This is a genomic window from Denitratisoma oestradiolicum (assembly GCF_902813185.1).
Classification (GTDB): domain Bacteria; phylum Pseudomonadota; class Gammaproteobacteria; order Burkholderiales; family Rhodocyclaceae; genus Denitratisoma; species Denitratisoma oestradiolicum.
Genome location: NZ_LR778301.1, coordinates 3494591 through 3520039 on the forward strand (window position 1 = coordinate 3494591; position 25449 = coordinate 3520039).

Annotated in this window: 26 protein-coding genes; 22 read left to right on the top strand and 4 right to left on the bottom strand. The window is 61.5% G+C overall.

The features are described 5' to 3' along the window. The first annotated feature begins 166 nt into the window (after window positions 1-166). The 8 genes from fliD (at window position 167) to parC (ending at window position 9761) form a co-directional block, all read left to right on the top strand. A complete protein-coding gene (fliD, locus tag DENOEST_RS15920) occupies window positions 167-2179 on the top strand; it encodes a flagellar filament capping protein FliD (RefSeq protein WP_145769260.1) in 2013 nt (670 codons plus the stop codon). 11 nt (window positions 2180-2190) lie between these two features. After that, the gene (gene fliS, locus DENOEST_RS15925) at window positions 2191-2616 is read left to right on the top strand and encodes a flagellar export chaperone FliS (protein ID WP_145769261.1); all 426 of its coding nucleotides are present in this window, start codon (window positions 2191-2193) and stop codon (window positions 2614-2616) included. Window positions 2617-2624: 8 nt separating this feature from the next. Next, the gene (locus DENOEST_RS15930) at window positions 2625-2957 is read left to right on the top strand and encodes a flagellar protein FliT (RefSeq protein WP_232096524.1); all 333 of its coding nucleotides are present in this window, start codon (window positions 2625-2627) and stop codon (window positions 2955-2957) included. Window positions 2958-3026: 69 nt separating this feature from the next. Further along, window positions 3027-4268 carry a flagellar hook-length control protein FliK gene (locus tag DENOEST_RS15935; protein ID WP_145769262.1) on the top strand — a complete coding sequence of 414 codons (1242 nt, stop codon included), beginning with the start codon at window positions 3027-3029 and terminating at the stop codon, window positions 4266-4268. Then, the gene (locus DENOEST_RS15940; RefSeq protein ID WP_145769263.1) at window positions 4258-4542 is read left to right on the top strand and encodes an EscU/YscU/HrcU family type III secretion system export apparatus switch protein; all 285 of its coding nucleotides are present in this window, start codon (window positions 4258-4260) and stop codon (window positions 4540-4542) included. Before DENOEST_RS15935 ends, DENOEST_RS15940 begins: the two co-directional genes overlap by 11 nt. A 59-nt stretch (window positions 4543-4601) precedes the next feature. After that, window positions 4602-5393, top strand: coding sequence for a flagellar brake protein (locus DENOEST_RS15945; protein WP_145769264.1), 792 nt, complete (start codon window positions 4602-4604; stop codon window positions 5391-5393). 76 nt (window positions 5394-5469) lie between these two features. After that, window positions 5470-7437 carry a DNA topoisomerase IV subunit B gene (gene parE / locus DENOEST_RS15950; protein WP_145769265.1) on the top strand — a complete coding sequence of 656 codons (1968 nt, stop codon included), beginning with the start codon at window positions 5470-5472 and terminating at the stop codon, window positions 7435-7437. Next, window positions 7437-9761 (top strand): DNA topoisomerase IV subunit A, encoded by a 2325-nt coding sequence (gene parC, locus DENOEST_RS15955; protein WP_145769266.1) that lies wholly within the window; start codon window positions 7437-7439, stop codon window positions 9759-9761. The genes parE and parC overlap by 1 nt, the downstream gene beginning before the upstream one ends. Here parC and DENOEST_RS15960 read toward each other — a convergent pair. From DENOEST_RS15960 to DENOEST_RS15975, 4 genes are all read right to left on the bottom strand, one after another. Further along, window positions 9754-11058 carry a bacteriohemerythrin gene (locus tag DENOEST_RS15960; RefSeq protein WP_145769267.1) on the bottom strand — a complete coding sequence of 435 codons (1305 nt, stop codon included), beginning with the start codon at window positions 11056-11058 and terminating at the stop codon, window positions 9754-9756. The genes parC and DENOEST_RS15960 overlap by 8 nt on opposite strands. 73 nt (window positions 11059-11131) lie before the next feature. Further along, complete coding sequence (gene fliE / locus DENOEST_RS15965) at window positions 11132-11458, bottom strand: flagellar hook-basal body complex protein FliE (protein WP_197970643.1); 327 nt, start codon at window positions 11456-11458, stop codon at window positions 11132-11134. A gap of 65 nt (window positions 11459-11523) precedes the next feature. Continuing rightward, complete coding sequence (locus DENOEST_RS15970) at window positions 11524-12885, bottom strand: sigma-54-dependent transcriptional regulator (RefSeq protein WP_145769268.1); 1362 nt, start codon at window positions 12883-12885, stop codon at window positions 11524-11526. A gap of 94 nt (window positions 12886-12979) precedes the next feature. Beyond that, complete coding sequence (locus tag DENOEST_RS15975; protein WP_145769269.1) at window positions 12980-14125, bottom strand: sensor histidine kinase; 1146 nt, start codon at window positions 14123-14125, stop codon at window positions 12980-12982. A 161-nt stretch (window positions 14126-14286) separates the two neighbouring features. Here DENOEST_RS15975 and fliF point away from each other — a divergent pair, with 161 nt between their 5' ends. The 14 genes from fliF to fliR all read left to right on the top strand — a co-directional run bounded on the left by fliF (window position 14287) and on the right by fliR (window position 25448). Beyond that, window positions 14287-15906 (top strand): flagellar basal-body MS-ring/collar protein FliF, encoded by a 1620-nt coding sequence (gene fliF, locus DENOEST_RS15980; RefSeq protein WP_145769270.1) that lies wholly within the window; start codon window positions 14287-14289, stop codon window positions 15904-15906. Further along, window positions 15887-16891 carry a flagellar motor switch protein FliG gene (gene fliG, locus DENOEST_RS15985; protein ID WP_145769271.1) on the top strand — a complete coding sequence of 335 codons (1005 nt, stop codon included), beginning with the start codon at window positions 15887-15889 and terminating at the stop codon, window positions 16889-16891. The genes fliF and fliG overlap by 20 nt, the downstream gene beginning before the upstream one ends. Before the next feature lie 12 nt (window positions 16892-16903). Beyond that, window positions 16904-17572: a flagellar assembly protein FliH gene (locus DENOEST_RS15990; RefSeq protein ID WP_145769272.1), complete on the top strand. Its 669-nt coding sequence runs from the start codon at window positions 16904-16906 to the stop codon at window positions 17570-17572. After that, entirely contained in the window at window positions 17569-18957 is a 1389-nt protein-coding gene (gene fliI, locus DENOEST_RS15995) for a flagellar protein export ATPase FliI (protein ID WP_145769273.1), read from the top strand. Before DENOEST_RS15990 ends, fliI begins: the two co-directional genes overlap by 4 nt. Before the next feature lie 37 nt (window positions 18958-18994). Beyond that, on the top strand, window positions 18995-19447 hold the full coding sequence (fliJ, locus tag DENOEST_RS16000) for a flagellar export protein FliJ (RefSeq protein WP_145769274.1): 453 nt from the start codon (window positions 18995-18997) through the stop codon (window positions 19445-19447). A 94-nt stretch (window positions 19448-19541) separates the two neighbouring features. Beyond that, on the top strand, window positions 19542-20765 hold the full coding sequence (locus DENOEST_RS16005; RefSeq protein ID WP_197970644.1) for a flagellar hook-length control protein FliK: 1224 nt from the start codon (window positions 19542-19544) through the stop codon (window positions 20763-20765). Window positions 20766-20798: 33 nt separating this feature from the next. Further along, window positions 20799-21359 (top strand): flagellar basal body-associated FliL family protein, encoded by a 561-nt coding sequence (locus DENOEST_RS16010; RefSeq protein ID WP_145769276.1) that lies wholly within the window; start codon window positions 20799-20801, stop codon window positions 21357-21359. Further along, window positions 21356-22339, top strand: coding sequence for a flagellar motor switch protein FliM (gene fliM / locus DENOEST_RS16015; RefSeq protein ID WP_145769277.1), 984 nt, complete (start codon window positions 21356-21358; stop codon window positions 22337-22339). Before DENOEST_RS16010 ends, fliM begins: the two co-directional genes overlap by 4 nt. A gap of 10 nt (window positions 22340-22349) precedes the next feature. Next, window positions 22350-22760 (top strand): flagellar motor switch protein FliN, encoded by a 411-nt coding sequence (gene fliN / locus DENOEST_RS16020; protein WP_145769278.1) that lies wholly within the window; start codon window positions 22350-22352, stop codon window positions 22758-22760. Between the two features lie 92 nt (window positions 22761-22852). Further along, window positions 22853-23269 carry a flagellar biosynthetic protein FliO gene (fliO, locus tag DENOEST_RS16025; RefSeq protein ID WP_145769279.1) on the top strand — a complete coding sequence of 139 codons (417 nt, stop codon included), beginning with the start codon at window positions 22853-22855 and terminating at the stop codon, window positions 23267-23269. After that, the gene (gene fliP / locus DENOEST_RS16030; RefSeq protein WP_145769547.1) at window positions 23259-23990 is read left to right on the top strand and encodes a flagellar type III secretion system pore protein FliP; all 732 of its coding nucleotides are present in this window, start codon (window positions 23259-23261) and stop codon (window positions 23988-23990) included. The genes fliO and fliP overlap by 11 nt, the downstream gene beginning before the upstream one ends. A 5-nt stretch (window positions 23991-23995) precedes the next feature. Next, entirely contained in the window at window positions 23996-24196 is a 201-nt protein-coding gene (locus tag DENOEST_RS16035) for a hypothetical protein (RefSeq protein ID WP_145769280.1), read from the top strand. Then, window positions 24193-24462, top strand: coding sequence for a flagellar biosynthesis protein FliQ (fliQ, locus tag DENOEST_RS16040; RefSeq protein WP_145769281.1), 270 nt, complete (start codon window positions 24193-24195; stop codon window positions 24460-24462). Before DENOEST_RS16035 ends, fliQ begins: the two co-directional genes overlap by 4 nt. Before the next feature lie 200 nt (window positions 24463-24662). Beyond that, the gene (gene fliR / locus DENOEST_RS16045; RefSeq protein WP_145769282.1) at window positions 24663-25448 is read left to right on the top strand and encodes a flagellar biosynthetic protein FliR; all 786 of its coding nucleotides are present in this window, start codon (window positions 24663-24665) and stop codon (window positions 25446-25448) included. Window position 25449 lies beyond the last annotated feature (1 nt).

Here is a 25449-nt window from a genome sequence, read left to right on the forward strand (position 1 = left end):
CGAAAGAGTTTCCAACATTTGGCGCATATGGCTACTCCCGTCCGAAACGATCAGATGGGAGGCGCTGTTGTGGTTATATTTTTCACCCAATCTAGACTGGAATACATCCTGCTCTACAGAATTGGCGGCATTTGCCGATAATTTGTACAGGTAAGGAACAGACATCATGGCGGGACTTTCATCTCCAGGTATTGGCTCAGGACTCGACATCAACGGCTTGATCACCAAGCTGATGGAGGTCGAGAAGGCGCCGTTGACCGCGCTGGACAAGAAGGAAACCGACTATCAGGCCAAGCTGACGGCCTACGGGACTCTCAAGGGAGCGTTTTCGACATTTCAGACAGCCGCCAATGGGCTTTCCTCCACCAGCAAGTTCAATGCATTCAAGGCCACTGCCGCCGACACCAGCATTCTGTCCGCCAGCACCAGCAGCATCGCAAAAACAGGCAGCTACTCCATCGAGGTCAAGGCGCTCGCTTACGCTCACAAGATCGCGTCGACCGCCTTCGATGATCCGGCCAGCGCTGTTGGCACCGGCACCCTGACCCTGGATTTCGGCACTTACGACAGTGGCGGCAATACATTTACCGTCAATGCCGACAAGACCTCGAAATCCATCACCATCGACTCGACGAACAACTCCCTGGCCGGTATTCGCGACGCCATCAACGAAGCCGACGCCGGAGCCACGGCGAGCATCATCAACGACGGGACCGGCTATCGACTGGTCATCTCCTCTGGCGAGGGCGGGGCAGACAACTCATTGCGCATCCTGGTCAGCGGTGACAATTCCGGCTCCGACACCGATACCACAGGCTTGTCACAACTGGCCTACAACCCGGTTGCAGCCGCGGGTAGCGGCAAAAATCTAGAAGAAAAAGTGGCCGCCCAGAACTCCGAGGTCTGGATTGATGGCATTGCCGTCATCAAAAGCTCCAATACCATCAGCGATGCAATCAGCGGCCTCACCCTGACGCTGCTCAAGGAAAGCGAAGTAGGCGTTCAGACGACGCTGACCGTGGCCCGCGACACGACCAATGTCAAGACAGCGATCGAAGACTTCGTCAAGGCATACAACGACCTCGCGGCCACGATGAAGGAACTGGGCGGGTACGACTTCACCACGCAAAAGGGTGGACTGCTGCTGGGGGACACCACCCTGCGCGGCATGCAGGCGCAGGCTCGATCCATCTTGACGCAGAAACTGGCGTACGCCGATGGCGGCGTGAGCTCGCTTTCCGATCTGGGCATCAGTTTTCAGCGGGACGGCACCCTGGCCACCAATAGCGGCAAGCTCGACAGCGTGCTTGCCGATCCGACGAAGAACGTGGCTGGCCTGTTTGCCGTCATGGGCGTACCCAGCGATAGCCTCGTCAGCTATGCAAGTTCCACGAGCGCTACCCAGGCCGGCCGCTACGGTCTCAATATCACCCAGATTGCCACCCGCGGCACTGCCGTGGGCTCCAATGCCCTGGCTGCCAGTACCGTCATCACTGCCGGCGTCAACAACTCCCTGACCCTGAAACTTAATGGCACGGCAGCCACCATTTCCCTGACGGCGGGCACCTATACCCGCGATGAACTGGTGGCGGCATTGCAATCAAAAATAAACAGCGACAGCTCCTTCCAGTCGCTGGGATATACAGTCACCGCCTCGCACAATGCCGGGCTTATAACTCTGACATCCACGAAATACGGTTCGTCTTCGAGTGTCCAGATCACCACAGGCAATGCGCTTGCGACGCTGTTCGGTACAGCCACCAGCACCACCGGCGTGAATGTGGCGGGACAAATTGGAGGCGTGACGGGAACCGGCGATGGGCAAATATTGAAGGGTGCCGGTGACGCCAGCGGTCTTCAGTTGCTGATCGAGGGAGGCAACACGGGTGCGCGGGGAACTGTGGGTTTCTCCAAGGGCTTGGCCTGGCAACTCAACCAAGCCTTGACCAGCATACTGGGAGAAGACGGTACGCTCGCCAGTCGAACCCAGGGCATAGACCGGTCCATCGACGACATAGGGCTGCGGCGTGAAACCCTGACCAAGCGACTGGCCGCCACCGAAAAACGCTATCGTGCCCAATTCACCGCCCTGGATTCACTCGTTGCCTCGATGCAACAAACATCCAACTACCTGACTCAACAACTGGCCAATCTGCCCAGTACATCCAATAGCAATTAAGGAGAAATTCCATGTTCGGCATGATGACCAACCCAAGGGCAGCTTATGAGACGGTGGAGGTCAATGTCCGTGCAGAGGTAGCGGAACCGCACCAGTTGATTCTGATGCTTTATGAAGGCGCTCTTCAATCGATTGCCAAGGCTCTGCTGCAACTGGAAAGTCATGATATGGGTGGCATGAGCCAGTCACTCAATCGTGCGATCGACATCATTGCCATGGGCCTGAAGGCCAGCCTGGATTACAAGTCCGGCGCAGACTTGGCCGAGAGTCTGTCCGCACTCTACGACTATATGTGCGAGCGGCTACAGGCAGCAAATATCAAGGGGGATCGAGCGAGCATTCAGGAAGTTGAAGCTCTATTGCGGGAACTACACAGTGCCTGGGCGGAAATAGCCAACGATCCCGCCGTAGTTTCCAAGAGCAGGAACGCGGCCTGATCGTTACCATGCTGGCGATGCCTACCCAGATCGAAATTTACGAAGACATGAGCACACTGTCGTCCCTGATGGTGGAGGCGGCGCGCACTCATGACTGGGACCGCCTCGTCGGACTTGAGCGCTCGGTGTCCTCCCTGCGTGAAATCCTGATCGCGGAGGACGACAATGCATCGCTCTCGGTGGCGGAGGTCGAGCGCAAACGCTCCCTGATTCAACGCATCCTCCAGGATGATGCAGAAATCCGCCGCCACACTGAACCCTGGATGGAACATGTACGCAAGTTTTTAGGGGGCGAGACGATGCGCAAGAATGTCGAGCGAGCCTACAGCACCGGCCGCTAGCGCCTTGCGCAATGGGGGCGGAACGGCAACCAATGCCCCCCATCCATTTTCGGACATCTTCCGTCGATCATGGCCCTGATCCCCTCTGACGCCGGCATCCGCATGAGGATGCAGACCGAGGCCCAGCTTCAGCCTCTGGCGCCGATCCGGGGGGTTCCGGCCGACCTGCCCGATCTGCAACCGGGGCAGATTTTTTCGGCGCGAATCAATCATGTGCTGCCCGACAATACTTACCGCGCACTAGTGGCTGGCAAGGAATTGACCCTGGCCTTGCCCCATGGTGCCAAGGCCGGTGATACCCTGGAACTGGTTGTGGTGGACCGCTCGCCCAGAGCAGTTATCGCCCAGTTGGCCATACCGCCGGAGCTGAAACCGGGCGTCGTCTTTACTGCCCTGATTCATGAGACTCTGCCGGAAAACACCTACCGGGCGCAGGTGGGCGACAAAACGGTCACCTTGAAACTGGATGTGCCTGCCAGGGAGGGCGAACGGCTGGAACTGACGGTCATCGACCGCTCCAGCCGCCTGGTGGAGGCTCAGGTAATGGGCCGACCCGGTGTCGGGAACACGGCGGAGCCCTACCCCTTCACCCGCCTCTCACCCGCCGCCCAAATGATAGGAAAGTTACTGATCAGCGAAGGCCAGACACCGGAACCCGCGCTCCTCAATGGCGGCCAGCCCATCCTGACTGCCCCGCCCCGGGACGCAGCGGAGCTGGCACCCAGACTGGCCCAAGCCGTCAATCAGAGCGGCCTGTTCTACGAGGCCCACCAAGCCCAGTGGGTGATGGGCAGGTTGCCCACCGAGACTTTGCTGAAGGAGCCCCAGGGGCAACAACAGGTGTCCGGACAGCCTGTCATGCAGAGAACAGGAGAGCCGACCTCTGTGGAGCTTCGCCCTCAACTCCCGATTACCGCCACGCCCACGATACCAGTCACAGTGGAAAAAATTCCCGACGCCCTGCTACCCCTGGTCCAGCAGCAGCTGGACGCCGCAGCGACCCAACGCCTGCTATGGCATGGTGAGGTCTGGCCGGGGCAGACCATGGAATGGGAAATACAACGCGATGCCCCTGAGCGGGAAGTCGACGATATGCCCACCAGTTGGTCTACCCGACTGGCCCTGACCACCCCCCGACTGGGGCGAACTGAAGCCAGCCTGCAACTGGGGCCAGGTGGCTTGCGTATCACCATGACTGCCGGGAATGAAACCAGCGCCGCCGACCTGCGCCAGGAGAGTGCGGCCCTAGGCGCTGCGTTGGAGGCCGCTGGCATTCCCATGCTTTCGTTTCTGGTGCGTCATGGTGAATAAGCCGCCCTCCGACGAGCGGGCGCTGGCGGTGGCCCTGGCCTACGCTCCCGGCGATGCCGCACCCAAGGTGGTGGCCAAGGGCCGGGGGCTGATCGCGGACGAAATCATTCACCGAGCCAGGGAACACGGCATCTACGTTCATGAATCGCCGGAACTGGTGACCCTGCTGATGCAGGTAAATATGGACGACCATATCCCCCCCCAGCTCTATATCGTGGTGGCGGAACTGCTGGCTTGGCTTTACCAGGTTGAAAGCGACAAACCAGCCCAGTAACCGAATCTGGGGAAAATACAGCCTGTCGGTTAGAATCGGACAAGATAGTTTGGCCGCGTATGAACGAAACTCCCCCCCTCTCCTCGCCGGAATCCAAGGAATCGCCGTCGATCCTCCTCGAATCGGGCGGTTTCGATCGGTACATGCTGCACGGCAGGAATGAAATACTCTACTTGCTCAAATCGCTGATCGAACACGTCTGTCAGATCACGGTTTTCTTCGGCGAAAAGAACCTGCTGCTGACTTCGGTGATCGAGGTCGATGAAAATGGCCTGCTCCTGGACTACGGTGCCAGTGCCGAAATGAACCGCAAGGCCCTGGAAGCGGCCAAACTGTTCTGCGTCACCAATTTGGAGAAGGTCAAGGTGCAGTTCATCCTGCGGGGCCTGACCAAGGTCGAATACGAGGGCAGGCCAGCCTTCCGCGCCGACCTGCCCGACAGCATGCTACGTCTGCAGCGGCGGGAGTACTACCGCCTGACGATGCCCATCACCCGACCCCTGAAATGCATTATCCCCATTCAGCCAGACGATGGATTCACCGACACGGTGGAGGTGGACGTCGTCGATATCAGTGGCGGCGGCCTGTCCATAGTCAATCTTCCTGAGCGATTCCTGTCCGAGGAAAACACGGAAATTCCCAATTGCCGCATCGACCTGCCCGACGTGGGGGTAATTGCCGCCACACTCATGGTCCGCACCACTTTCGAGATCGTCCTGCGCAGCGGCACCCGGATGAGACGCACCGGCTGCGAATTCGTCAAGCTGCCGGGCCCCATGGCGACTCTGATCCAGCGCTACATCCTCAAGGTTGAGCGAGAACGCAAGGCGAGGGAGGCTGGCCTGACCTGATCCCCGAGGCAAAGAGGGAATCCCCCCTCTATTCCGGCCTCGAATTTACCTCCCCCGGTTTCACCCTTCCTTACCCATGAGCAACTACGACGAATCATCCTTCCGCGTCCTGAAGGGACTGGAACCTGTGCGCGAACGTCCGGGCATGTACACCCGCACCGATTCGCCGGCCCATATCATTCAGGAAGTCATCGATAACGCCGCCGACGAGGCCCTGGCCGGCCACGCCAAAAACATCCATGTGATGCTGCACCAGGACGGTTCCATTTCCGTCACCGATGACGGACGGGGCATCCCGGTGGGGCTCCACCCCGAGGAACAGATTCCCGTGGTGGTACTGGCCTATACCCGGCTCCACGCCGGGGGCAAGTTCGACAAGCGTTCCGGCAACTCCGCCTATGCGTTCTCCGGAGGCCTGCACGGGGTGGGGGTTTCCGTCACCAACGCGCTTTCCCTGCGGGTGGCGGTGGAAGTGCGGCGAGAGGGCAAGGTCTGGGGGCTGGAATTTGCCGAGGGCGGCGAGAAGGTGGGCTCGCTCCAGGAACTCGGCGCCTGCGGCCGGCAGACCGGCACCCGGGTGCGGGTCTGGCCCGACCCCCGGTATTTCGATTCCCCCAAGGTCCCCTTGAACGAACTGGAGCGGCTGCTGCGCTCCAAGGCCGTGTTGCTCCCAGGCGTGAAGGTCACCCTGGACACCGAGCAGCCCGATGGCCGCTTCCTGACCAAGACCTGGAGCTACACCCAGGGCCTGGCCGGTTATCTGCGTGAACTGGCTGGCGATCAGGAGATGGCCTGTCCCATCTATGCCAGCGAGAAATACGCCGGCGCCCAGGATGCCGACTTCGCCGAGGGAGAGGGCGCCGCCTGGGCCATCGGCTGGTTCCCCGAGGGAGTGAGCTCCGAGTCCTATGTGAACCTGATTCCCACCGTAGCCGGCGGCACCCATGAGTCAGGACTGCGGGCCGGGGTGTTCGAGGCGGTGAAAACCTTCGTCGAACACCACACTCTGCTGCCCCGGGGCGTCAAGTTGCAGCAGGACGATGTCTGCGGCCGCATGGGCTTCGTCCTCTCGGCCCGGCTGCTGGACCCCCAGTTCCAGGGCCAGGTGAAGGAAAAGCTCAATTCCCGGGAAGCCGTGAAGCTGGTCTCCAGCCAGGTGCGAGACCCCTTCGAGGTCTGGCTGAATCTTCACGTGGAAGCCGGCAAGGCCATTGCCGAACTGGCCATCAAGCAGGCCCTGGCACGGCAGAAGAACGCCCAGAAGGTGGAAAAGAAGAAGCAGTCCGGTGTGGCGGTGCTGCCAGGCAAGCTCACGGACTGCGAATCCACCGACATTGGCGAGAATGAATTGTTCCTGGTGGAGGGCGACTCCGCCGGCGGCTCCGCCAAGATGGCCCGCAACAAGGAAACCCAGGCCATCCTGCCCCTGCGTGGCAAAGTGCTCAATACCTGGGAGGTGGAGGCCGGCAGGCTCTTCGCCAATGCTGAAATCCACGACATCGCCGTGGCCCTGGGGGTGGACCCCCATGATCCGGAGGACAAGCCGGATCTCTCCAACCTACGCTACGGCAAGGTGGTGATCATGTCCGATGCGGACGTGGATGGCGCCCACATCCAGACCCTGCTGTTGACCCTGTTCTACCGCCACTTCCCGGCATTGATCGACAACGGTCATGTGCATATCGCACAACCGCCCCTGTATCGCATCGACGTGCCTGCCAGTGGCAAGAAGCGGCCGGCCCGGCGGCTCTACGCCCTGGATGAGGGTGAATTGCACGCCATGCGGGACCGCCTGGAGAAGGAAGGCATCGCCGCCGACAAAATAGAGGTGGGGCGCTTCAAGGGCCTGGGTGAAATGAACCCCGAACAACTCAGGGAAACCGCCATGGACCCGGCCACCCGCCGGGTACTGCCCGTGACCTTGCGCCCCGAGGCAAGGGAGGAAACCCTGAAGCTGTTCAACCTGCTGATGGGCAAGGGTGAAGCCTCGGGCAGGCGAGCCTGGATGGAAGCCAAGGGACACTTGGTGGAAGCGGATATCTGATGACGACCGAAACTCCCGACCTGTTCGATACCCCCCCCCCGGCGATACCCCCTACCCCGGTTTTCGACGACGGCTCCACCCTGCCCCTGGATACCTACGCCGAACAGGCCTACCTGGCCTATGCCATGAGCGTAGTGCGCTCCCGCGCCCTGCCCCAGGTGGAAGACGGCATGAAGCCGGTGCAGCGCCGCATCCTCTACGCCATGAGCGAGATGCGCCTGTCACCGACCGCCAAGCACGTGAAGTCGGCCCGAGTAGTGGGCGACGTGATCGGCAAGTATCACCCCCATGGCGATTCCAGCATCTATGACGCAATGGTGCGGGTAGCCCAGGACTTCAGCCTGCGCTACCCCCTGGTGGACGGCCAGGGCAACTTCGGTTCCCGGGACGGCGATGGCGCAGCGGCCATGCGTTACACCGAATGCCGCCTGACTCCCATCGCCGAACTGCTGCTGGCGGAGATCGATCGGGGCACGGTGGATTTCGTCTCCAACTACGACGGAGCCTTCCAGGAACCGTCCCTGTTACCAGCACGCCTGCCCTTCGTGCTGTTGAACGGCGCTTCCGGCATTGCCGTGGGCATGGCGACGGAGATTCCTGCCCATAATTTAAGGGAGGTGGCCGAAGCCGCCCGGCTGCTGATCAAGAAGCCCGAAGCGGTACTGGAGGAAGTGCTGGCGGTGCTTCCGGGACCGGACTTTCCCGGCGGGGGGCAATTGATTTCCTCCCCCGCCGACATCCGCGACGCCTATGCCAGCGGCCGCGGCTCCCTGCGACTGCGGGCGCGCTGGCGGATCGAGGAACTGGCCCGGAACCAGTGGCGGGTAATCGTCAATGAACTGCCCCATGGCGTATCCACCGCCCAGGTGCTATCCGAGATCGAGACCCTGACCAATCCCCAGCCCAAGGCGGGCAAGAAGGATGTCACTCAGGAACAGAAAAACCTCAAGCAGGTGGTGCTGGGGGTGCTCGACACCGTACGCGATGAATCCAACGAAAATGCGCCGGTGCGCATCGTGCTGGAGCCGCGTTCGTCCCGTATCTCACAAGAGGAATTCATGGCGGTACTGCTGGCCCACACCAGCCTGGAGGCCAGCACTTCCCTGAACTTCACCATGATCGGCCGCAATGGCCGGCCCCAGCAGAAGAACCTGCTCCAGATCTTGCACGAGTGGATCGACTTCCGCTTCGCCACCGTGGAACGGCGCAGCCGCCATCGGCTGGGGGAAGTGGAGCGCCGCATCCACATTCTGGAAGGCCGCATGACGGCGTTCCTGCGCATCGAGGAAGTGATCCGGGTCATCCGCGAATCCGACGAGCCCAAGGCCGAACTGATGGCCCACTTCGGGCTGAGCGAGATCCAGGCCGAGGACATTCTGGAAATCCGACTGCGCCAGTTGGCGCGGCTGGAAGGCATACGCATCGAGAAGGAACTGGGCGACCTGCGGGAGGAACAGGGCCGCCTGCAAACCCTGCTGGACTCCCGGCCGGAAATGACCCGCCTGATCCTGAAGGAAATCGCCGACGACGCCAAACAGTTCGGCGACCCGCGCCGCACCCTGATCGAGGCGGTGGCCTATACCGGCCCGGCAGAGGTCTCCGTGCCCGACGAACCGGTGACGGTGATCCTGTCCAAGAACGGCTGGGTGCGCAGCCGCCAAGGCCACGGCGTGGACACGGCGTCGATTTCCTACAAGACCGGGGACCATGCCTTCCTGGTCGCCGAGTCCCGCACCGTCTGGCCTCTGGTGCTGATTGACGACAACGGCCGCGCCTATAGCGTGAAGGTCTCCGACCTGCCCGGCGGTCGCGGCGACGGCGTACCCATCACAACCCTGGTGGACTTCCAGGATGGAGCCAAGATCAGCCAAGCCATCAGCGCCGATCCGGAAGGCAAGTACCTCTTCGCCGGCAGCGGCGGCTATGGTTTCGTGGCCAGACTGGGAGATCTGGTGGGGCGCAACAAAGCGGGCAAGTCCTTTCTGTCCCTGGACAAGGGAGAGCAGCCCCTCAAGCCTGCACCGGCAAATGGAGCCACCCTCTGCGCCCTCTCGGCCATCGGCCGTCTGCTGCTGTTCCCCTTGGCGGACATGCCAGAAATGAGCAAGGGCCGGGGCAACAAGATCATGGATCTGGAACCAGCCGACTCACTGCTGGCGGTCTGCGTGAATTACGGCAACAGCCTGACCATCGAGGGCACGGGGCGGGGCGGCAAGCCGACGACGGCAGTGATTGAGGGCGGCAACCTGGAGCCCTTCCGCGGGCAGCGCGCCCGCAAAGGCCACCTGGCCCCAGTCAAGCTGAAACCCGGCGGCCTCAGTTGATGCCGGCACGCAGCAGGAAATTACCCAGATGAAAGTCACTCTTGGTGGTGTGATTGATCTGCCAATCCACCAGCAGGAGTTGGATTCGGAATAGCAGATAGAGCTGGTCCCGCTGCGCTGTGAGAATTTCCTCGCACAAGCCCTCGCAAGCGCTCTGGAAGGCACGATGCTGGCGCAGATGCTCCTCAATGAAAGGATAGCCGTAGCGCCTCATCAGGTTTTCCTCAGTATTGAAGTGGGCTTGAGAGAACTCCGTCAGCGCATTCAGCGTTCCACCCACAGCGCCATCGCCCTGCGCCACCAGCGCCGCAATGTTGGCCGCCCGTGCCAGCAGTTCTTTGTGCTGGGCATCGATTTCCTCGATCAATACCGAATATTCGTCTCGCCAAGTGGCGTCGGGCATCCCCCCCACGACCGAACCGTGGGCCTCACCCTGGTCCGCGGCGGCACAACGCTTCAGATAGCTGCGCGCAGCCTTGTCGTCAGGTGCCCCGCGTAAGCATTCCTCTAGCATGGGTCGGGCCAGATCGGCCCGACCCATGTGAAAAAAAGCCACCGCTTCCTCGAAAGCCTGCTTGGTCTCCTGCTTGGCCAGCCAGAGAGGCTCCGGGTCCGCATCGAACACCTCATAGACGGACTGAGCCTGATAGCGTCCCCTTACAGACAGTCGATCAAGGAAGCGGATGGAATAGGCACCTCGGTCCTCCAGGGAGTGCAGGGTCTGGTCGCTGATGATCAGCGGTGTTCCATAGTTCTTGGTCAGACCTTCGAGGCGGGAAGCCAGGTTCACCGCATCGCCGATCACCGTGCTGTCCATGCGGTTGGGACCGCCCACCGTACCCATCATGACCAGACCGGTATTGAGGCCGATACCGATGCGAATCGGCGCATAACCAGCCCGGGAACGGCCCTGGTTGTAGATCACCAGACGCCGCAGCATATCGATGCCGGCCCGCACGCCATCGTCGGCAGTGCCTGGAAACAATGCCATGATGCCATCGCCGATGTACTTGTCGATGATGCCCCGATTCCGCGCCACCACGGGTTCCATGGTGGAGAGATAGGAGTTGATGAAACGAAAGTTCTCGGCCGGCAGGATGGCCTCGGACAACAGGGTGAAATCCCGGATGTCCGAGAACAGCAAGGTCATTTCCTTCTCGACATGATCCCCCAGTTCCACCTCGACGATGCTGGGACGCCCGAGAAGTTGCAGAAACTGCTGGGGCACGAAGCGGCCATAGGCGGCTTCGGACTCGGTCAAGGGAGTAGGGGCCTGATTCTGGCTGTCGGTGGACATGGGGCCAGTATAAACGCAAAGCCCCGGCTAACCGGGGCTTGGGAAAAACGGCAACACAGGGGAAAGCTGATGCCTAAACCTGCATGTTCATGATGTCATGGTAGGCGGAGACCAGCTTGTTGCGCACCTGAACCATCTGCTGGAAGGACAGGTTGGCCTTTTGCAGATTGACCATGACATCCTGAAGATTCACGTTGTTCTGTCCGCTGGCGAAGTCCTCGGTCATTGTCTTGGCACTTTGCTGGGCTTGATTGACCTGCTCCAGGGCACCCTTGAGCACCTGGGCAAAATCGGGCCCGCCCGCCTCCTGGACGGCGCCCGCCGGCTTGCTCTGGGTCAGGGCGGATGCCGCCCTCAGTTCGGCGAGCATGGCGTCAATATTGCGCGTGTCAATGGACATGTCGTGATGGTCGTGCCGGCAAGTCGTGGTAATGGTCCCGATTCTATGAGCAAACGACGTGCCCGTCATTCATTTTCAAGAAACCCTTCCTCACGATACTGGGCCAGTTTGTAGCGCAAGGTCCGTTCGGATATCCCTAGCAACTCCACCGCTTTCTTGCGGGACCCTCCCACCTTGGACAGGGTCTCCAAGATGTGCTGGCGTTCCAAGTCCTTCATATTGGAAGAAGAAATTTCCCCTGGCGATGGCGGTGGTGCGGCGACAGCGACGAATGGAACAGTTTCCATAAGAGCAAAGGTCGATGGCGAGGCGCCTCCCATCAGGAACAGATGATCGGCCCCGATCACATCGCCAGGAGCCAGAATCAGTGCCCGCTGAATAACATTTTCCAGTTCCCGCACATTGCCGGGCCAGCCATGGGCGGCAAGTTTTGCCGCTGCATCCATACTCAGGGCGGCCCGCCGCCCGCTGCGAACACCTTGGAGGGACAGAAAATGACGTGCCAGGGGAACGATATCTCCCGGCCGTTCCCGCAAGGCCGGGATGTGCAGCGGAAAGACATTCAGCCGGTAATACAGGTCCTCTCGAAAACGCCCCTGGCGCACCTCTTCCGCCATGTCCCGGTTGGAAGTGGCCAGCACCCGGATATCGACGGGAATCGGCTTGCGACCACCGACCCGCTCCACCTCCCGTTCCTGAAGGACGCGCAGCAGCTTGGCCTGGAGGGCCAGGGGCATTTCGGAAATCTCGTCCAGCAACAGAGTGCCGCCATCGGCCTGCTCGAACTTTCCCGACTGGGCGGCCTGGGCGCCTGTGAAGGCGCCCTTGTCATGGCCGAACAAGGTGGCTTCCAGCAGATTGTCGGGAATCGCCGCGCAGTTGATGGCGACGAAAGCGCCCCGGACTCGCGTCGACTGGTCGTGAATATAGCGGGCAAAGACCTCCTTGCCGGTCCCCGACTCGCCCGACAACATCACGGTGGCGTCGGTTCGGGCAACCCGTGCGGCCAGCAGCAGGATTTCACGGGTCTTGGCATCCTCGGCCACCACGCCTTCAGCCACCGGCGCAATGGCATAGCGCTCGATCTGGGCCAGCAGGTCCCGAGGCTCGAAGGGCTTGAGCATGAAATCGCAAGCGCCGCCCCGCATGGCTGCCACTGCCTTGTCCACGTCACCGAAAGCCGTCATCAGCATGACCGGCAGCGAAGGCCGGCGGCGGCGAATTTCCCCCAGCAGTTGCAGTCCGTCCATGGGCGCCATGCGCAGGTCGGTTACCACCATGTGAAAGTCATGGGTCTCGATCAGGGCCAGGGCCTGGTGCCCTCCCGCCGCCCCGGCGACCCCGTGGCCCGCCGCCTCCAGGGTGATGGAAAGGGCATCGCGCAGGGCATCATCGTCTTCGACGACCAGGATATTGAGCGTATTCATGGGAACGATTGAACCATAAGGCGGCCCCGGATGACAGGACGAGAAGGGCTGAAAATACCCGGTGTTGCAGGATGAGGGATGAAGCGTTCAACCCTCATGCCCCAGGCTCCGGTGCCTGCCTGCGAGCCACGGAAAAAATGAATTCGGTGCCCTGGCCCGGCCGGGATCTGACCTCTATACCTCCGCCATGTACTCGTGCGACGCCCCGTGCAATGGCCAGGCCCAGTCCGGTACCCTCCGCCCTGGTGGTGAAGAAGGGCTCGAACAGCCGCACAACCACTTCGGGCTCCATGCCCTGGCCGTTGTCACGAATGGTGAAATCGACACGATCGGCATGGGCACGGGTTTCCAGCTCCACCCGTCCGTTCCCCGTCACCGCATGGAGGGCGTTCTCCAGAAGGTTGGACAGGGCGCCCGCCAGCTCCTTCCGGTTGCCGATGAGCTCGGTCCCGCCCGCACCATCGTCCACCAAAAATTCCACCTGCCACTGACGGGCCAGGGGCTCGATGATATGGACGGCATCCTGCACCAACTCCCCCACGGTCATGGTTTCCCGGCCCAGGGCTTCCCCTCGGGCGAACAGCAGCATGTCCCGGATCAGGCGCTCCAGGGCACGGAGCCGCGCCACGGTCTTCTGGGCGATGGGAATCCGACTCGGCTCGGGCAGGTCGGGGTTCTCCAGGTTGCCGGCATAGAGCAGGGCCGCGGCCAGCGGAGTGCGCAACTGATGGGCCAACTGGGCCGCCATCTCCCCCATCGCCGCCAGACGCTCGTGGCGCTCCGCCTGGGACTTGAGTCGGTGAGCCTCGGTGATGTCATGCAGCAGAACGATCCGCCCCCCCGCCGAATCCAGGGCGCTGACAGTCATGGCCAGACGTCGCTCACGCCCGGGGACTACCCAGAACTCGCCAGGCAGATCGCTCTCCAGCAAGCGTGCCTTCTCCACCTCGGGCCAGTTCAGCCCCTCGATGTCGCCCTCCAGCAGGAGGGCCGCAGCCGGATTGGCCTGGACAATACATCCCGCCACATCCAGGACCATCACGCCGGCGGGCAGGGCGTCCTGCAAAAGCCGCATGCGTTCCGTCAGTTGCGCGACCTGGACCTGTAACTGGGCATAGGCGCCAGACAGTTCGCCGGAGACCTGAGTGAACAGGCGGAAGGCTTCTGCCAGACGGGCGGCTTCCGCGCTGCGCAGTTCGGTCGAGCCCACCGGATCAGCTTCATTCTGGGAAATATTCATGGCGGCCGATGATGGCAGATTCGTCCTCCGCCCACAATCAAGCACGGTGCCAAATAGGCGGCAATTATTGCCGTTAATTGCGGGAACCTGGCTTGCTTTCGGGCGACACAATCGGCACGGGCGGAAATTGCCCGCTTAACAGGACAAGACAACACCCTCGAATGGCCAAAACCAGCCCTGCCCTGACGGAAGTCCCCCTCTCACTGGCGACCTTCAACCGCTTGCCCATGCGCTTCAAGATCGCCGCCATGGTGGGGGTGGCTCTGACCGTAACCGTGATCGTGGGCGCCTGGCTGTGGGCAAAGCAGCCGGATTACTCAGTGCTGTTCTCCAACCTCAGCGAACAGGACGGTGGCCAGATCGTGACGGCCCTGCAACAGCAGAACGTGCCCTACAAGTTCTCCGAGGGCGGAGGGGCGATCCTGGTGCCTTCCGGTCAGGTGCATGATATCCGCCTGAGACTGGCCGCCCAGGGCATGCCCAAGGGCGGTCTGGTGGGCTTCGAAGTACTGGAATCCCAGAAGCTGGGCGCCAGCCAGTTCCTCGAACAGGTCAATTATCAGCGGGCACTGGAAGGAGAACTGGCCCGCACCATCGGCACCATTTCCTCGGTACGGGGCGCGCGGGTCCACCTGGCCATTCCCAAGCAGTCGGCCTTCCTGCGGGACGAGCAACGGCCCACGGCCTCGGTGCTGGTGAACCTGCATCCGGGACGCAGCCTGGACGGCATTCAGGTCTCAGGCATCGTGCATCTGGTCTCGGCCAGTGTCCCCGAACTCTCCCCGGCCAGCGTCAGCGTGGTGGACCAGGAAGGCAATCTGATCTCCCAGCAGTCGGACTCCCTGCGCAACTCGGGCCTCGACCCCACCCAGCTCAAATATGTGCGGGAACTGGAAGCGGGTTACATCAAACGGATCGAAACCATTCTGAGTCCCATCGTCGGTGGCGGCAATGTCCGTGCCCAGGTAACCGCAGACGTGGACTTTTCCCAGACCGAGCAAGTGGCGGAAACCTACAAGCCCAATCCGAACCCGGAAACCGCGGTTCGCAGCCAGCAGACCAACGAATCCGGTCAGGGCACGCCCCAGGCTCTCGGGGTGCCCGGCGCCATCAGCAACCAGCCCCCGGTCCCGGCCACGGCCCCCCTCACCAGCCCACCCGTCGCCGGCGGCTCGACGGGGTCGTCTCAGTCGACAGCGAACTTTTCCCGCAACTCCACGATCAATTACGAGGTGGATAAGACAGTTCGTCATGTCAAGGGCTCGCCCGGCATGGTCAAGCGACTTTCCGTGGCGGTGGTGATCAATCAGAAGAAGGAACCCGGCAAGCCCAAGGCCGTGCCACTGTCCGATACCGAGATGCGCCAGATCAGCGACCTGACCCGAGAGGCCATGGGCTTCAACAAGGAAAGGGGCGATACCCTGAACGTCGCCAACGCGGCCTTCAGCCCGGCGGATGAGTCCGCCATGCCCCAGACCCCGTTCTGGAAGGACCCCGGACTGATCGCTCTGCTCAAAGATCTGGGGCGCTATCTGGCGGCTTTTGTGATTGCCTATCTGACATGGACTAGACTGCTGCAACCCCTGTTCAGGAAACTATCCGAACTTCCCCTGCCCAAGGCTTATGAAGAAGAGGAATTGTTCCCGGAAACCGGCCCTGGCCAACACGCCCAGCGGTCTTTCGACGCCAAGATGGATCATGCCCGTAACCTGGCACGGGAGAATCCCAAGGCGGTAGCCAACGTAATCAAGGAGTGGGTCAGTGGCGGCGAGTCCCGATGAGGGAATTGAAAAAAGCGCGATTCTTCTGCTCTCCCTTGGCGAGGACGAGGCGGCCTCCATCCTGAAGAATCTGGCCCCCAAGGAAGTGCAGAAGATCGGCCATGCCATGGCGGCCCTCAAGCAGGTGCCCCGCAGTCGCATCGAGGCCGTACTGGATGATCTGCACACCGGCACACTGGAAGGCACGCCGGTTTCCGTGGACGAAAACGCCATCCGCTCCATGCTGACCAAGGCCCTGGGAGACGACAAGGCCGCCAATCTCATCTCCCGCATCCTGCAAGGCGGTGATACGGCGGGCATTGAAAGCCTCAAATGGATGGATGCGGCCACGGTCGCCGACCTGATCCGCAACGAGCACCCCCAGATCATCGCCACCATCCTGGTACACCTGGAATTCGACCATGCCGGCGAGATTCTCAAATTGTTCACCGAACGACTGCGCAACGATGTGCTGCTGCGCATCGCCACCCTCGACGGGGTGCAGCCCGCCGCCCTGCGGGAACTCAACGAAGCTCTGACCCGACTGCTCTCCGGCGCTGCCTCCAACGTCAAGAAGGCTGCCATCGGCGGCATACGCCATGCTGCCGAAATCCTCAACTTCGTCGGCCAGCAGGCGGAAACCGCCATTGTCGACAACGTGCGGGAGTACGATCCAGAGCTGGCCCAGAAGATCCTGGATGAAATGTTCGTCTTCGAGAACCTGCTCGACATCGATGACCGGGGCATCCAGATGCTGCTGCGGGAAGTGCAGTCCGACTCACTGATCGTGGCCTTGAAGGGTGCATCTCCGGAGCTGCGGGAGAAGATATTCAAGAACATGTCCCAGCGGGCGGCCGAAATGCTGCGAGAGGATCTGGAATCCAAGGGGCCGGTACGCCTGTCCGAAGTGGAAGGTGAGCAAAAGGAAATCCTCAAGATTGCCCGACGTCTGGCGGACGAAGGCCAACTGGTCCTGGCGGGTGGCGCCGAGGATCAGTTCGTCTAGTTCCTACCAATCATGACTGTCAAAAAATCGCTCACCGCATGGGAACGCTGGGAGCTGGCCAGCTTCGACGGACATACTTCGCCCACGCCCGCCAAGGCCAAAGCAGTAGCGGCGCCACCAGTGCCCCCCGTGCAAAGTGCAGAGGAAATCGCACGCCTGCGCCAGGAAGCCTATCAGGTAGGCCATAGCGAAGGCTTTGCCGCCGGTAACGCGGCCGGGCTGGAGGCTGGCCGCAAGACCGGCGAGTCCGAGGGACGTCGAGCCGCTCAGCAGTTGATGGGGATCGCTACCAAACTGGATCAGGCCCTGGAGGCCCTGGACGAAGCCGTAGCCGATGAACTCACGGCCCTGGCCCTGGAAGTCGCTCGGGAAGTCCTGTGCCAGAGCATTGCCGCCGCCCCGGAGACTGTGGTGACGGTGGTGCGGGAGGCCCTGGGTCATCTACCCCATCAACACGCCAACATCTATCTGCATCCGGAGGATGCCTCCCTGGTGCGGACCTACGCAGGCGATCAGCTCAGCCATGCCGGCCATCGCATCCACGAGGATGCAAAACTGAAGCGGGGTGATGTGGTCCTGGAAGCCGCAGGCGCCCATGTAGACGGCACCCTTGCCACCCGCTGGCGGCGGGTAATCGAGACTCTGGGACTGAATATCCCCTGGATAGGGGATCACCCATGAACCCCAAGGCCTTGGGAGAGTATCTGTTCCAGTGCCGGGAACACGTGGGCCAGAGCACCCCCTTCATCGTCGCAGGCCGCCTGACCCGAATCAATGGTCTGGTGATGGAGGCGGCCGGACTGCGCCTGCCCCTGGGGTCGGGCTGCCGCATCCAGGCCCCCGGCATCAGCAGTGTCGAGGCCGAAGTGGTGGGCTTCAATGGTGAACGTCTGTTCATGATGCCAGCCGAGGATGTATATGGTCTGGCCCCGGGCGCCCTGGTGACGCCCGAGGAACCGCCCCCCACCCCACCACGGGTCAATCATCCGGTCCCACTCCAGCGTCGACTGCGGGACCGAGCCAAGCACTTGCCCGTGGGGGATGGACTGCTGGGCCGAGTGCTCGATGGCAACGGCCGTCCTCTGGACACCCTGGGGGCACTGGACAGCCGGGACTCACGCTCCCTGGCCAGCCGTCCCCTGAATCCACTGCTACGGGAACCCATACGACACAGCATGGACGTAGGCATCCGCGCCATCAATTCACTGCTCACGGTAGGCAGGGGACAGCGCCTGGGCCTGTTTGCCGGATCCGGGGTGGGCAAGAGCGTACTGCTGGGGATGATGGCCCGTTACACGGAGGCCGAGGTGATCGTGGTCGGCCTGATCGGCGAGCGGGGTCGTGAAGTCAAGGAGTTCATCGAGCAGAACCTGGGGGCCGAGGGCCTGGCCCGTTCGGTGGTGGTGGCCGCACCCGCTGATGTCAGTCCCCTGATGCGTCTGCAGGGGGCCTCCTACGCCACGGCCATTGCCGAGTATTTCCGTGATCAGGGGCGCCAGGTGCTTCTGATCATGGACTCCCTCACCCGTTATGCCATGGCCCAGCGGGAAATCGCCCTGGCCATCGGCGAGCCGCCGGTAACCCGGGGCTACCCGCCCTCGGTCTTCGCCCGCCTGCCGGCCCTGGTGGAACGGGCGGGCAACGGTCCAGAGGGGGGCGGCTCGATTACGGCCTTCTATACCGTGCTGGCCGAGGGCGACGATCAGCAGGACCCCATCGCCGATTCGGCCCGGGCCATTCTCGACGGCCATATCGTGCTGAATCGCAGCCTGGCCGACGCGGGCCATTATCCGGCCATCGATATCGAGCAATCCATTTCCCGGGCCATGACCAACCTGATTGACGATAAGCACCTGGAGCAGGTACGCCAGTTCAAGCAACTGTATTCCCGCTATCAGCGCGCCCGGGACCTTCTCGCGGTCGGGGCCTATGCCGCTGGCTCCGATCCCCTGCTGGACCGAGCCATCGCCCTCTATCCCCGACTGGAAGCCTTTCTCCAGCAGGGCATTGGCGAACGAGCCGACTATCGTGCTAGCCGCTCTGCCCTCAACGGTCTATTCTCCTAGCTTGATGCCAACCTCTGTCAGGTGGCCGTGAAGGCCCATGAGCACACGTTTCCCTTTGCAGACCCTGCTGGACCTGTCTCAGATGCGGCTGGACGAGACCACCCGTCGGCTCGGCGAATTGATCGCCGGTGAGCAGGAGGCCGCACAGCGCCTGGAAATGCTGATCCAGTACCGGGCCGAGTACAACGGCCGTTTCATAGAGGCCGCGCAGAATGGCCTGGGGCGGGATCAGTGGCGCAACTTCCAATCCTTTCTGGATCGTCTGGATACTGCCATCGACCAAGCCCGTGACGCGGTTAGCCTCTCCCAGCAGCGCACTGCTGCGGGCCAGCAGGAGTGGTTGAGCAAGCGTGGACAGGTAAAAGCCTACGATACGCTGGCCGAACGCCATGAAGACCGGCAACGCCATGCCGAGCACCGCCAGGACCAGAAGGCGCAGGACGAGCACGCGGCACGCCGACCCGAAGAAAACGAATCCCACCAGGAGTAGTACCGCCGCGGTACCCGGGGCATCCGCGCCCATGGTCAATGGCACACTGCTTGCATCAAAGGCGCCGATACCTTTGACTTTGCCGGAACACGCCATGCCGGAACTACTCATTACTCCCAGCCTGTCGCCGACGCCAGCAGCATCCGGCACCATGATGGCCTCCGTCGGTGATGAAGCCACCTCGCCAGGGCCCACCTTTGCCACCTTGCTACAGGCCCGACTGGCCCCCTCGGACACATCCTCCAGACTGAAACAGTTGGGCGCCCTGCTGGTCACGGGCATGCCCTCCCCCGGGGACGCCGCCCCGGCAACACCAACGGACTTGAGCACCCTGCCGGAGGTCGCCACCGCCCCGGGCGGCCTGGCGGCGCTGATCGCCGCCCTGTTCCAGCAGCAAACAGTCAATTCCATATCGCCCACATCGGCCGAGCCCCTGAACGCGGAGCACGACGAACCAGTCACCGATGCCTTGCTGGCTGAGCTATTCATGGCGGACCCAACGATCACGGCCGGCGCCATCCCGCTAGCCCCACCAGTGCAAACTCCTCCCGTGGTCGCGACTGTCCAGGCCGAGGAGAATTCCCTGCCAGGGGAAACGCTGACCGAATCAATACCAAAGCTGGAGGGAGAGCCTCTGACACAAGCCCATGGAGCCACGACTCCGACGGTTAGCGACGAGTCCAGCCCGGCAAAAGGTGGCGCAGCCCCGACCACTGCGGCAATAGTTGCCGACACGAAGGCCGTTGCACCGGAAATAGCGCCGGTTGAGATCAAAGTTTCATCTGATAGTTCCGGCCAGTTTCAGGAACTGCTTGCCGCAGCCCAGGGTGCCCAACATGCAGCCAAGGGACAAGGCACCGCTCCCGTCGTGACCACCCATGTCGAAACCCCGGTGGGGAATCCGGGGTGGGGCAATGAAGTGGGCGACAGGCTGGTCTGGATGGCCCATCGAGCCGACAGCCGGGCGGAACTGGTGCTAAACCCGCCTCAGATGGGACGGATCGAGGTTTCGATCACCCTGAACGGCGATCAGGCCAACGCGGTATTCATCTCGGCCAGTCAGGCAGTACGTGACGCCCTGGAAGGTGCCCTGCCGCGCCTCAGGGAAGTACTGGCCGATGCCGGCATTCAACTGGACCAGACCCATGTGGGCGCGGATTCTCCCGGAAACGCGTCAAACAACGGTGAATCGGGCGATAATTCGCGCCGCCGGGGTGGGCAGAACGGGCAAGAATTCACTCCAGGGATAGTGCCGATTGTCTCCACCCCATCCCGCTGGCAGACGGCGGGAACAGGTCTGGTGGATACCTTCGCATAGCGATTCGTGATCACATGCCGCAAAGGATGAACGATGGCTGAAGAAAAAAATCCAGAGGAACAGGCACCGCCGGCAAAACGGGGGAAACTGCTGATCTTTATCATCATTGGCGTCGTTGTCGTGGTGCTGATCGGCGGATTGGGCGCATTCTTTTTACTGAAGAACAAGCCAGCCGCAGACGGTGCGGAAGATGAAATGGCGGCCGAAATCGACCATGGCTCGAAAAAAGACGGAAAGGAAACACCTCCCGTCTACGTGAAACTTGAAACCTTCACCACCAATCTGGCGGTTGAGGACCCGGCCGGACCCCAGACCGCACAGTACGTACAAGCCGTGGTGGAATTGAAAGTGGAAGACGTGGCTGAGGGCGAAGTCATCAAGCAGTACATGCCCGAGATCCGCAATGGTGTCCTGCGGCTGCTCTCCAGCAAGAAGGCGTCGCAACTTGCCAGTGTCGAAGGCAAGGATGCCCTGGCGGCGGAAATTCGCAGCACGGTCAATGGCGTGGTTAACCCCTCACCGAAAAAAGGTGCCAAGGGGGGAGCTCAGGGTCCCGTCAGCGTGGTTCTCTTCAGCAGCTTCATTATTCAATGAGCCAAGACTTCCTTTCCCAGGAAGAAGTCGACGCCCTATTGAAGGGCGTCACCGGGGAAGCCGATGAGGCCCCCGCCGAGGAGCAGCAGGGCGAAGTCAAGGCCTACGACCTGGGTCGCCAGGAACGTATCGTCCGTGGGCGCATGCCCACGATGGAACTGATCAACGAACGCTTCGCGCGCAATCTGCGTATCGGCCTGTTCAACTACATGCACCGGAGCGCCGAGATTTCGGTCAATCCGATCCGTGTGCAGAAATACAGCGAATTTGTCCGCAACCTGGTAGTCCCCACCAATCTCAACCTGATCCAGGCCAGGCCCTTGCGGGGCACGGGACTGATGATCTTCGATCCCAATCTGGTGTTCCTGGTGGTGGACAACATGTTCGGGGGCGACGGCCGTTTTCATGCCAGGGTAGAAGGTCGTGATTTCACCGCCACTGAGCAGCGCATCATCCAGGGGCTGCTGAATGTGGTATTCAACGAATACGCCAAAGCCTGGCAACCGGTGTTTCCCCTCAAGTTCGAGTATGTGCGCTCGGAGATGAACACCCAGTTCGCCAACATCGCCACCCCCTCGGAAATCGTTGTCGCCACCACCTACACCATCGAACTGTCGGGCAACTCGGCGGAAATGCACCTGTGCATGCCTTACTCGATGATCGAACCGATCCGGGACGTGCTCTACAGCACCATGCACAGCGAACAGGCCGGCACCGATCACCGCTGGACAGCCATGCTCACCCGCCAGGTCCGCCAAGCGGAAGTCGAACTCAGCGCCTCCCTGGGCCATGCAGAGATTACCCTGGGCGACATTCTCAAGATGAAAGTCGGGGACATCATCCCCATTGAGGTGCCTGAGCAGGTCATAGCCACCGTGGATGAAGTGCCCGTTCTGAGTTGCCGCTATGGCGTACAGAACGGCCAATATGCCTTGAAGGTCAACAGTTTCCTCGCCCAAACAGAAGCAGAGATGCAATAGGAGTCAATAAATGAGCGAATCCGATCAAGCAGACGAGGGACAGGTTTCGGATGACGACTGGGCAGCAGCCATGGGAGAGCAAAGCGCCGTCGAAGCCCCTCAGGCCCAACCGGCCGCCTTTGAACAGTTTTTAGGTGGCAATGACAAGTCCCAAGTAACCCAGGACTTCGACATGATCCTGGACATCCCGGTGCACCTCACCGTGGAGCTGGGACGCACCCGCATTCCCATCCGTAACCTGCTGCAATTAGCCCACGGCTCCGTGGTCGAGCTGGATGGACTGGCTGGTGAACCCCTTGATGTCCTGATCAATGGCACCCTGATTGCTCAGGGGGAAGTCGTAGTGGTCAATGACAAGTTCGGCATCCGCCTGACCGATGTCATTACCCCCTCGGAACGCATGAAGAAGTTGCACCGCTAACACCCGATAAGCCCCGGCTTTTCATTGTTGATTCGGCGGCTGCGTCGAGGTCGGCGGTCTATGCTTGCGCCGTTATCCTGAGGCTGCCGCCCATGCGACGCTATTTCCCCATCACGGCCCTGTACCTCGCCCTGCTATCCCCGGCAGCCCAGGCCCAGAACCCGCCGGCGACACCCGACCTGGGTACCGGCCTGCTGCAAATGGTTCTGGGCTTCAGCCTGATCCTGGCGTTGCTGTTGGGTAGCCTGTGGCTACTGAAAAGACTTTCCGCCCCCCAGGGAGCCGCCAACCGACTGCTGAAGGTCGTGGCTGCCATCGGGGTAGGCCCCCGGGAGCGGGTGGTAGTGGTGGAGGTCAACGAAAAATGGCTGGTGCTGGGGGTCGCTCCCGGTAGCATCACCACGCTTCACGAGCTTCCCCGGCAAGTCGGCGCTGCTCAGGCACCGTCTCCTCTGCCTGAATTCGCTGCCCGGCTGAAACGGATCCTTGACCGTGACAATGCGTCCTAAACACCTGATCCCTCTTCTGCTCCTGTTGCCCGTCCTGGCTCTGGCCCAGGCCCTGCCGGCCGTCACCAGCACTCCGGCACCGGGTGGTGGCACTCAATGGTCCCTGTCGATCCAAACCCTGCTGCTGATGACAGGTCTGACCTTCCTGCCCGCCATGTTGTTGATGATGACCAGCTTCACCCGCATCATCATCGTGTTTTCCCTGCTGCGCCACGCCCTGGGCACCCAGACCTCGCCTCCCAATCAGGTACTGGTAGGTCTGGCATTGTTTCTCACTTTCTTCATCATGGCGCCAGTGGCCGACCGGGTTTATACCGAGGCCTACCTGCCCCTGGCGGAAAACAAGATCAGTTTTCCCGAGGCCCTCGACCGGGGAACGGTACCGCTGCGAAGCTTCATGCTGAAACAGGTACGGGAGGCCGATCTGGCCACCTTCACCAAGATCGCCAAGCAGCCCAAGCCCGCCAGCGCCGATCAAATCCCCATGAGGGTATTGATCCCGGCCTTCGTCACCTCCGAACTCAAGACCGCCTTCCAGATCGGTTTCATTGTCTTCATCCCCTTCCTGATCATCGACATGGTGGTTGCCTCCGTGCTGATGTCCATGGGCATGATGATGATGTCCCCCGTGATCGTGGCCCTGCCCTTCAAGATCATGCTGTTCGTGCTGGTGGATGGATGGAATCTCCTGGTCACCTCCCTGGTGCAAAGCTTCGGATAACGCGCATGGTCGCCAGCACCACCCCCGGAGATGCAAATGCGCAAAGGCAAATTGAACGCCCCCATACCCTGCCCCGGGGCGAGGCTATTGATCGTCTCGTTGCGCTCGATGATGACACTCGGCTCCTGCGCAGCTTTTTCATTACGTTAACGGGACAGGCGGCAATGCAAGACCATTCCCACCGTTTCTCCCTGGAGACGCCATGACCCCAACCACCGTCGTCGCCATTGCCCGCCAGGCTATGGAAATCACCTTGTTGATCTCCGCTCCCCTGTTCATCGCAGCCCTGGCCACGGGCCTGATCGTCAGCATTTTCCAGGCAGCCACCCAGATCAACGAAGCCACCCTGTCCTTCGTACCCAAGCTGCTGGTGATCTTTCTCACCCTGCTGATCGCCGGCCCCTGGATGATTACCATCATGACCGACTACATGCGGCGCCTGTTCGAGTCCATCCCCGGCCTGATCGGATGACTATGGGAACGCTCGCCCCCCTTCCACCCCCATCGGGGGGTTCTAGTCGGCTCGCTTTGCTCGGATGCTTGGGGGAGCCTCATTGCAGCACCGAGCGGTTGCGGCTGACGCCGTGTGCCGCTTTTCCTTGTCCCACAGGGATTTCCTTCGGCCAGGACGGCCTGGCGGAAAAGCTGGTTCTTTTGCGGTAAGGAAAAGGCGTGATCCAGATCACCAGCGCCCAAGTAGATGCCTGGCTGGCACTTTTCATGTTTCCCCTGGCCCGCATTCTGGGGCTGGTGGCCACTGCGCCGGTTTATCAGAACGCGGTACTTTCCATGCGCATTCGGCTGATCCTGGGGCTGGCCATCGTGCTGGCCCTGGCCCCGGCGCTGCCGCCAATGCCAGCGATCCCCGCCGGCTCATGGGTAGGGCTGGTCGTGTTGGCCCAACAGACTCTGATCGGCATCGTCATGGGCTTCACCCTGCGCCTGATGTTTGCAGCTGTCGACATGGCAGGCGAGTTGATCGGCCTCCAGATGGGCCTGTCCTTCGCGACGTTCTACGATCCCATGACATCCGGCCAGACTCCGGTGGTAACTGAGTTCATCAGCCTTGTCGCCACCCTGATCTATCTGGCCATGAACGGCCATCTGCTCACACTCTCGGCCCTAGCTGAAAGCTTCCATCTGTTCCCGGTATCAACCCAGTGGTTCGCCTCCAAAGGGTTGGGGACCCTGTTGGCCAGTGCCGCCACCCTATTCTCTGCTGGAGTCTTATTGTCCCTGCCGCTGATCACCGCCCTACTGATCGCCAACCTAGCTCTGGGCGTCCTGTCTCGGGTGGCCCCGACCCTCAACCTGTTCGCGGTAGGTTTTCCAGTCACCATCATGGCCGGATTCCTTGTGCTCACCCTGTCGCTCCCCTATCTCGGCTCGGCCCTGGAGAGGTTCTACACCCAGGCATTCTCCGCCCTGGGTCTGGTGATGCGGGCAGGCATGCTTTAAC

What these genes read in the sequence shown, in the direction of transcription:
- fliD (WP_145769260.1), top strand. Translation starts at nt 167, where the DNA reads ATGGCGGGACTTTCATCTCCAGGTATTGGCTCAGGACTCGACATCAAC.
- fliS (WP_145769261.1), top strand. Translation starts at nt 2,191, where the DNA reads ATGTTCGGCATGATGACCAACCCAAGGGCAGCTTATGAGACGGTGGAG.
- DENOEST_RS15930 (WP_232096524.1), top strand. Translation starts at nt 2,625, where the DNA reads ATGCTGGCGATGCCTACCCAGATCGAAATTTACGAAGACATGAGCACA.
- DENOEST_RS15935 (WP_145769262.1), top strand. Translation starts at nt 3,027, where the DNA reads ATGGCCCTGATCCCCTCTGACGCCGGCATCCGCATGAGGATGCAGACC.
- DENOEST_RS15940 (WP_145769263.1), top strand. Translation starts at nt 4,258, where the DNA reads ATGGTGAATAAGCCGCCCTCCGACGAGCGGGCGCTGGCGGTGGCCCTG.
- DENOEST_RS15945 (WP_145769264.1), top strand. Translation starts at nt 4,602, where the DNA reads ATGAACGAAACTCCCCCCCTCTCCTCGCCGGAATCCAAGGAATCGCCG.
- parE (WP_145769265.1), top strand. Translation starts at nt 5,470, where the DNA reads ATGAGCAACTACGACGAATCATCCTTCCGCGTCCTGAAGGGACTGGAA.
- parC (WP_145769266.1), top strand. Translation starts at nt 7,437, where the DNA reads ATGACGACCGAAACTCCCGACCTGTTCGATACCCCCCCCCCGGCGATA.
- DENOEST_RS15960 (WP_145769267.1), bottom strand. Translation starts at nt 11,058, where the DNA reads ATGTCCACCGACAGCCAGAATCAGGCCCCTACTCCCTTGACCGAGTCC.
- fliE (WP_197970643.1), bottom strand. Translation starts at nt 11,458, where the DNA reads ATGTCCATTGACACGCGCAATATTGACGCCATGCTCGCCGAACTGAGG.
- DENOEST_RS15970 (WP_145769268.1), bottom strand. Translation starts at nt 12,885, where the DNA reads ATGAATACGCTCAATATCCTGGTCGTCGAAGACGATGATGCCCTGCGC.
- DENOEST_RS15975 (WP_145769269.1), bottom strand. Translation starts at nt 14,125, where the DNA reads ATGAATATTTCCCAGAATGAAGCTGATCCGGTGGGCTCGACCGAACTG.
- fliF (WP_145769270.1), top strand. Translation starts at nt 14,287, where the DNA reads ATGGCCAAAACCAGCCCTGCCCTGACGGAAGTCCCCCTCTCACTGGCG.
- DENOEST_RS15990 (WP_145769272.1), top strand. Translation starts at nt 16,904, where the DNA reads ATGACTGTCAAAAAATCGCTCACCGCATGGGAACGCTGGGAGCTGGCC.
- fliI (WP_145769273.1), top strand. Translation starts at nt 17,569, where the DNA reads ATGAACCCCAAGGCCTTGGGAGAGTATCTGTTCCAGTGCCGGGAACAC.
- fliJ (WP_145769274.1), top strand. Translation starts at nt 18,995, where the DNA reads ATGAGCACACGTTTCCCTTTGCAGACCCTGCTGGACCTGTCTCAGATG.
- DENOEST_RS16005 (WP_197970644.1), top strand. Translation starts at nt 19,542, where the DNA reads ATGCCGGAACTACTCATTACTCCCAGCCTGTCGCCGACGCCAGCAGCA.
- DENOEST_RS16010 (WP_145769276.1), top strand. Translation starts at nt 20,799, where the DNA reads ATGGCTGAAGAAAAAAATCCAGAGGAACAGGCACCGCCGGCAAAACGG.
- fliM (WP_145769277.1), top strand. Translation starts at nt 21,356, where the DNA reads ATGAGCCAAGACTTCCTTTCCCAGGAAGAAGTCGACGCCCTATTGAAG.
- fliN (WP_145769278.1), top strand. Translation starts at nt 22,350, where the DNA reads ATGAGCGAATCCGATCAAGCAGACGAGGGACAGGTTTCGGATGACGAC.
- fliO (WP_145769279.1), top strand. Translation starts at nt 22,853, where the DNA reads ATGCGACGCTATTTCCCCATCACGGCCCTGTACCTCGCCCTGCTATCC.
- fliP (WP_145769547.1), top strand. Translation starts at nt 23,259, where the DNA reads ATGCGTCCTAAACACCTGATCCCTCTTCTGCTCCTGTTGCCCGTCCTG.
- DENOEST_RS16035 (WP_145769280.1), top strand. Translation starts at nt 23,996, where the DNA reads ATGGTCGCCAGCACCACCCCCGGAGATGCAAATGCGCAAAGGCAAATT.
- fliQ (WP_145769281.1), top strand. Translation starts at nt 24,193, where the DNA reads ATGACCCCAACCACCGTCGTCGCCATTGCCCGCCAGGCTATGGAAATC.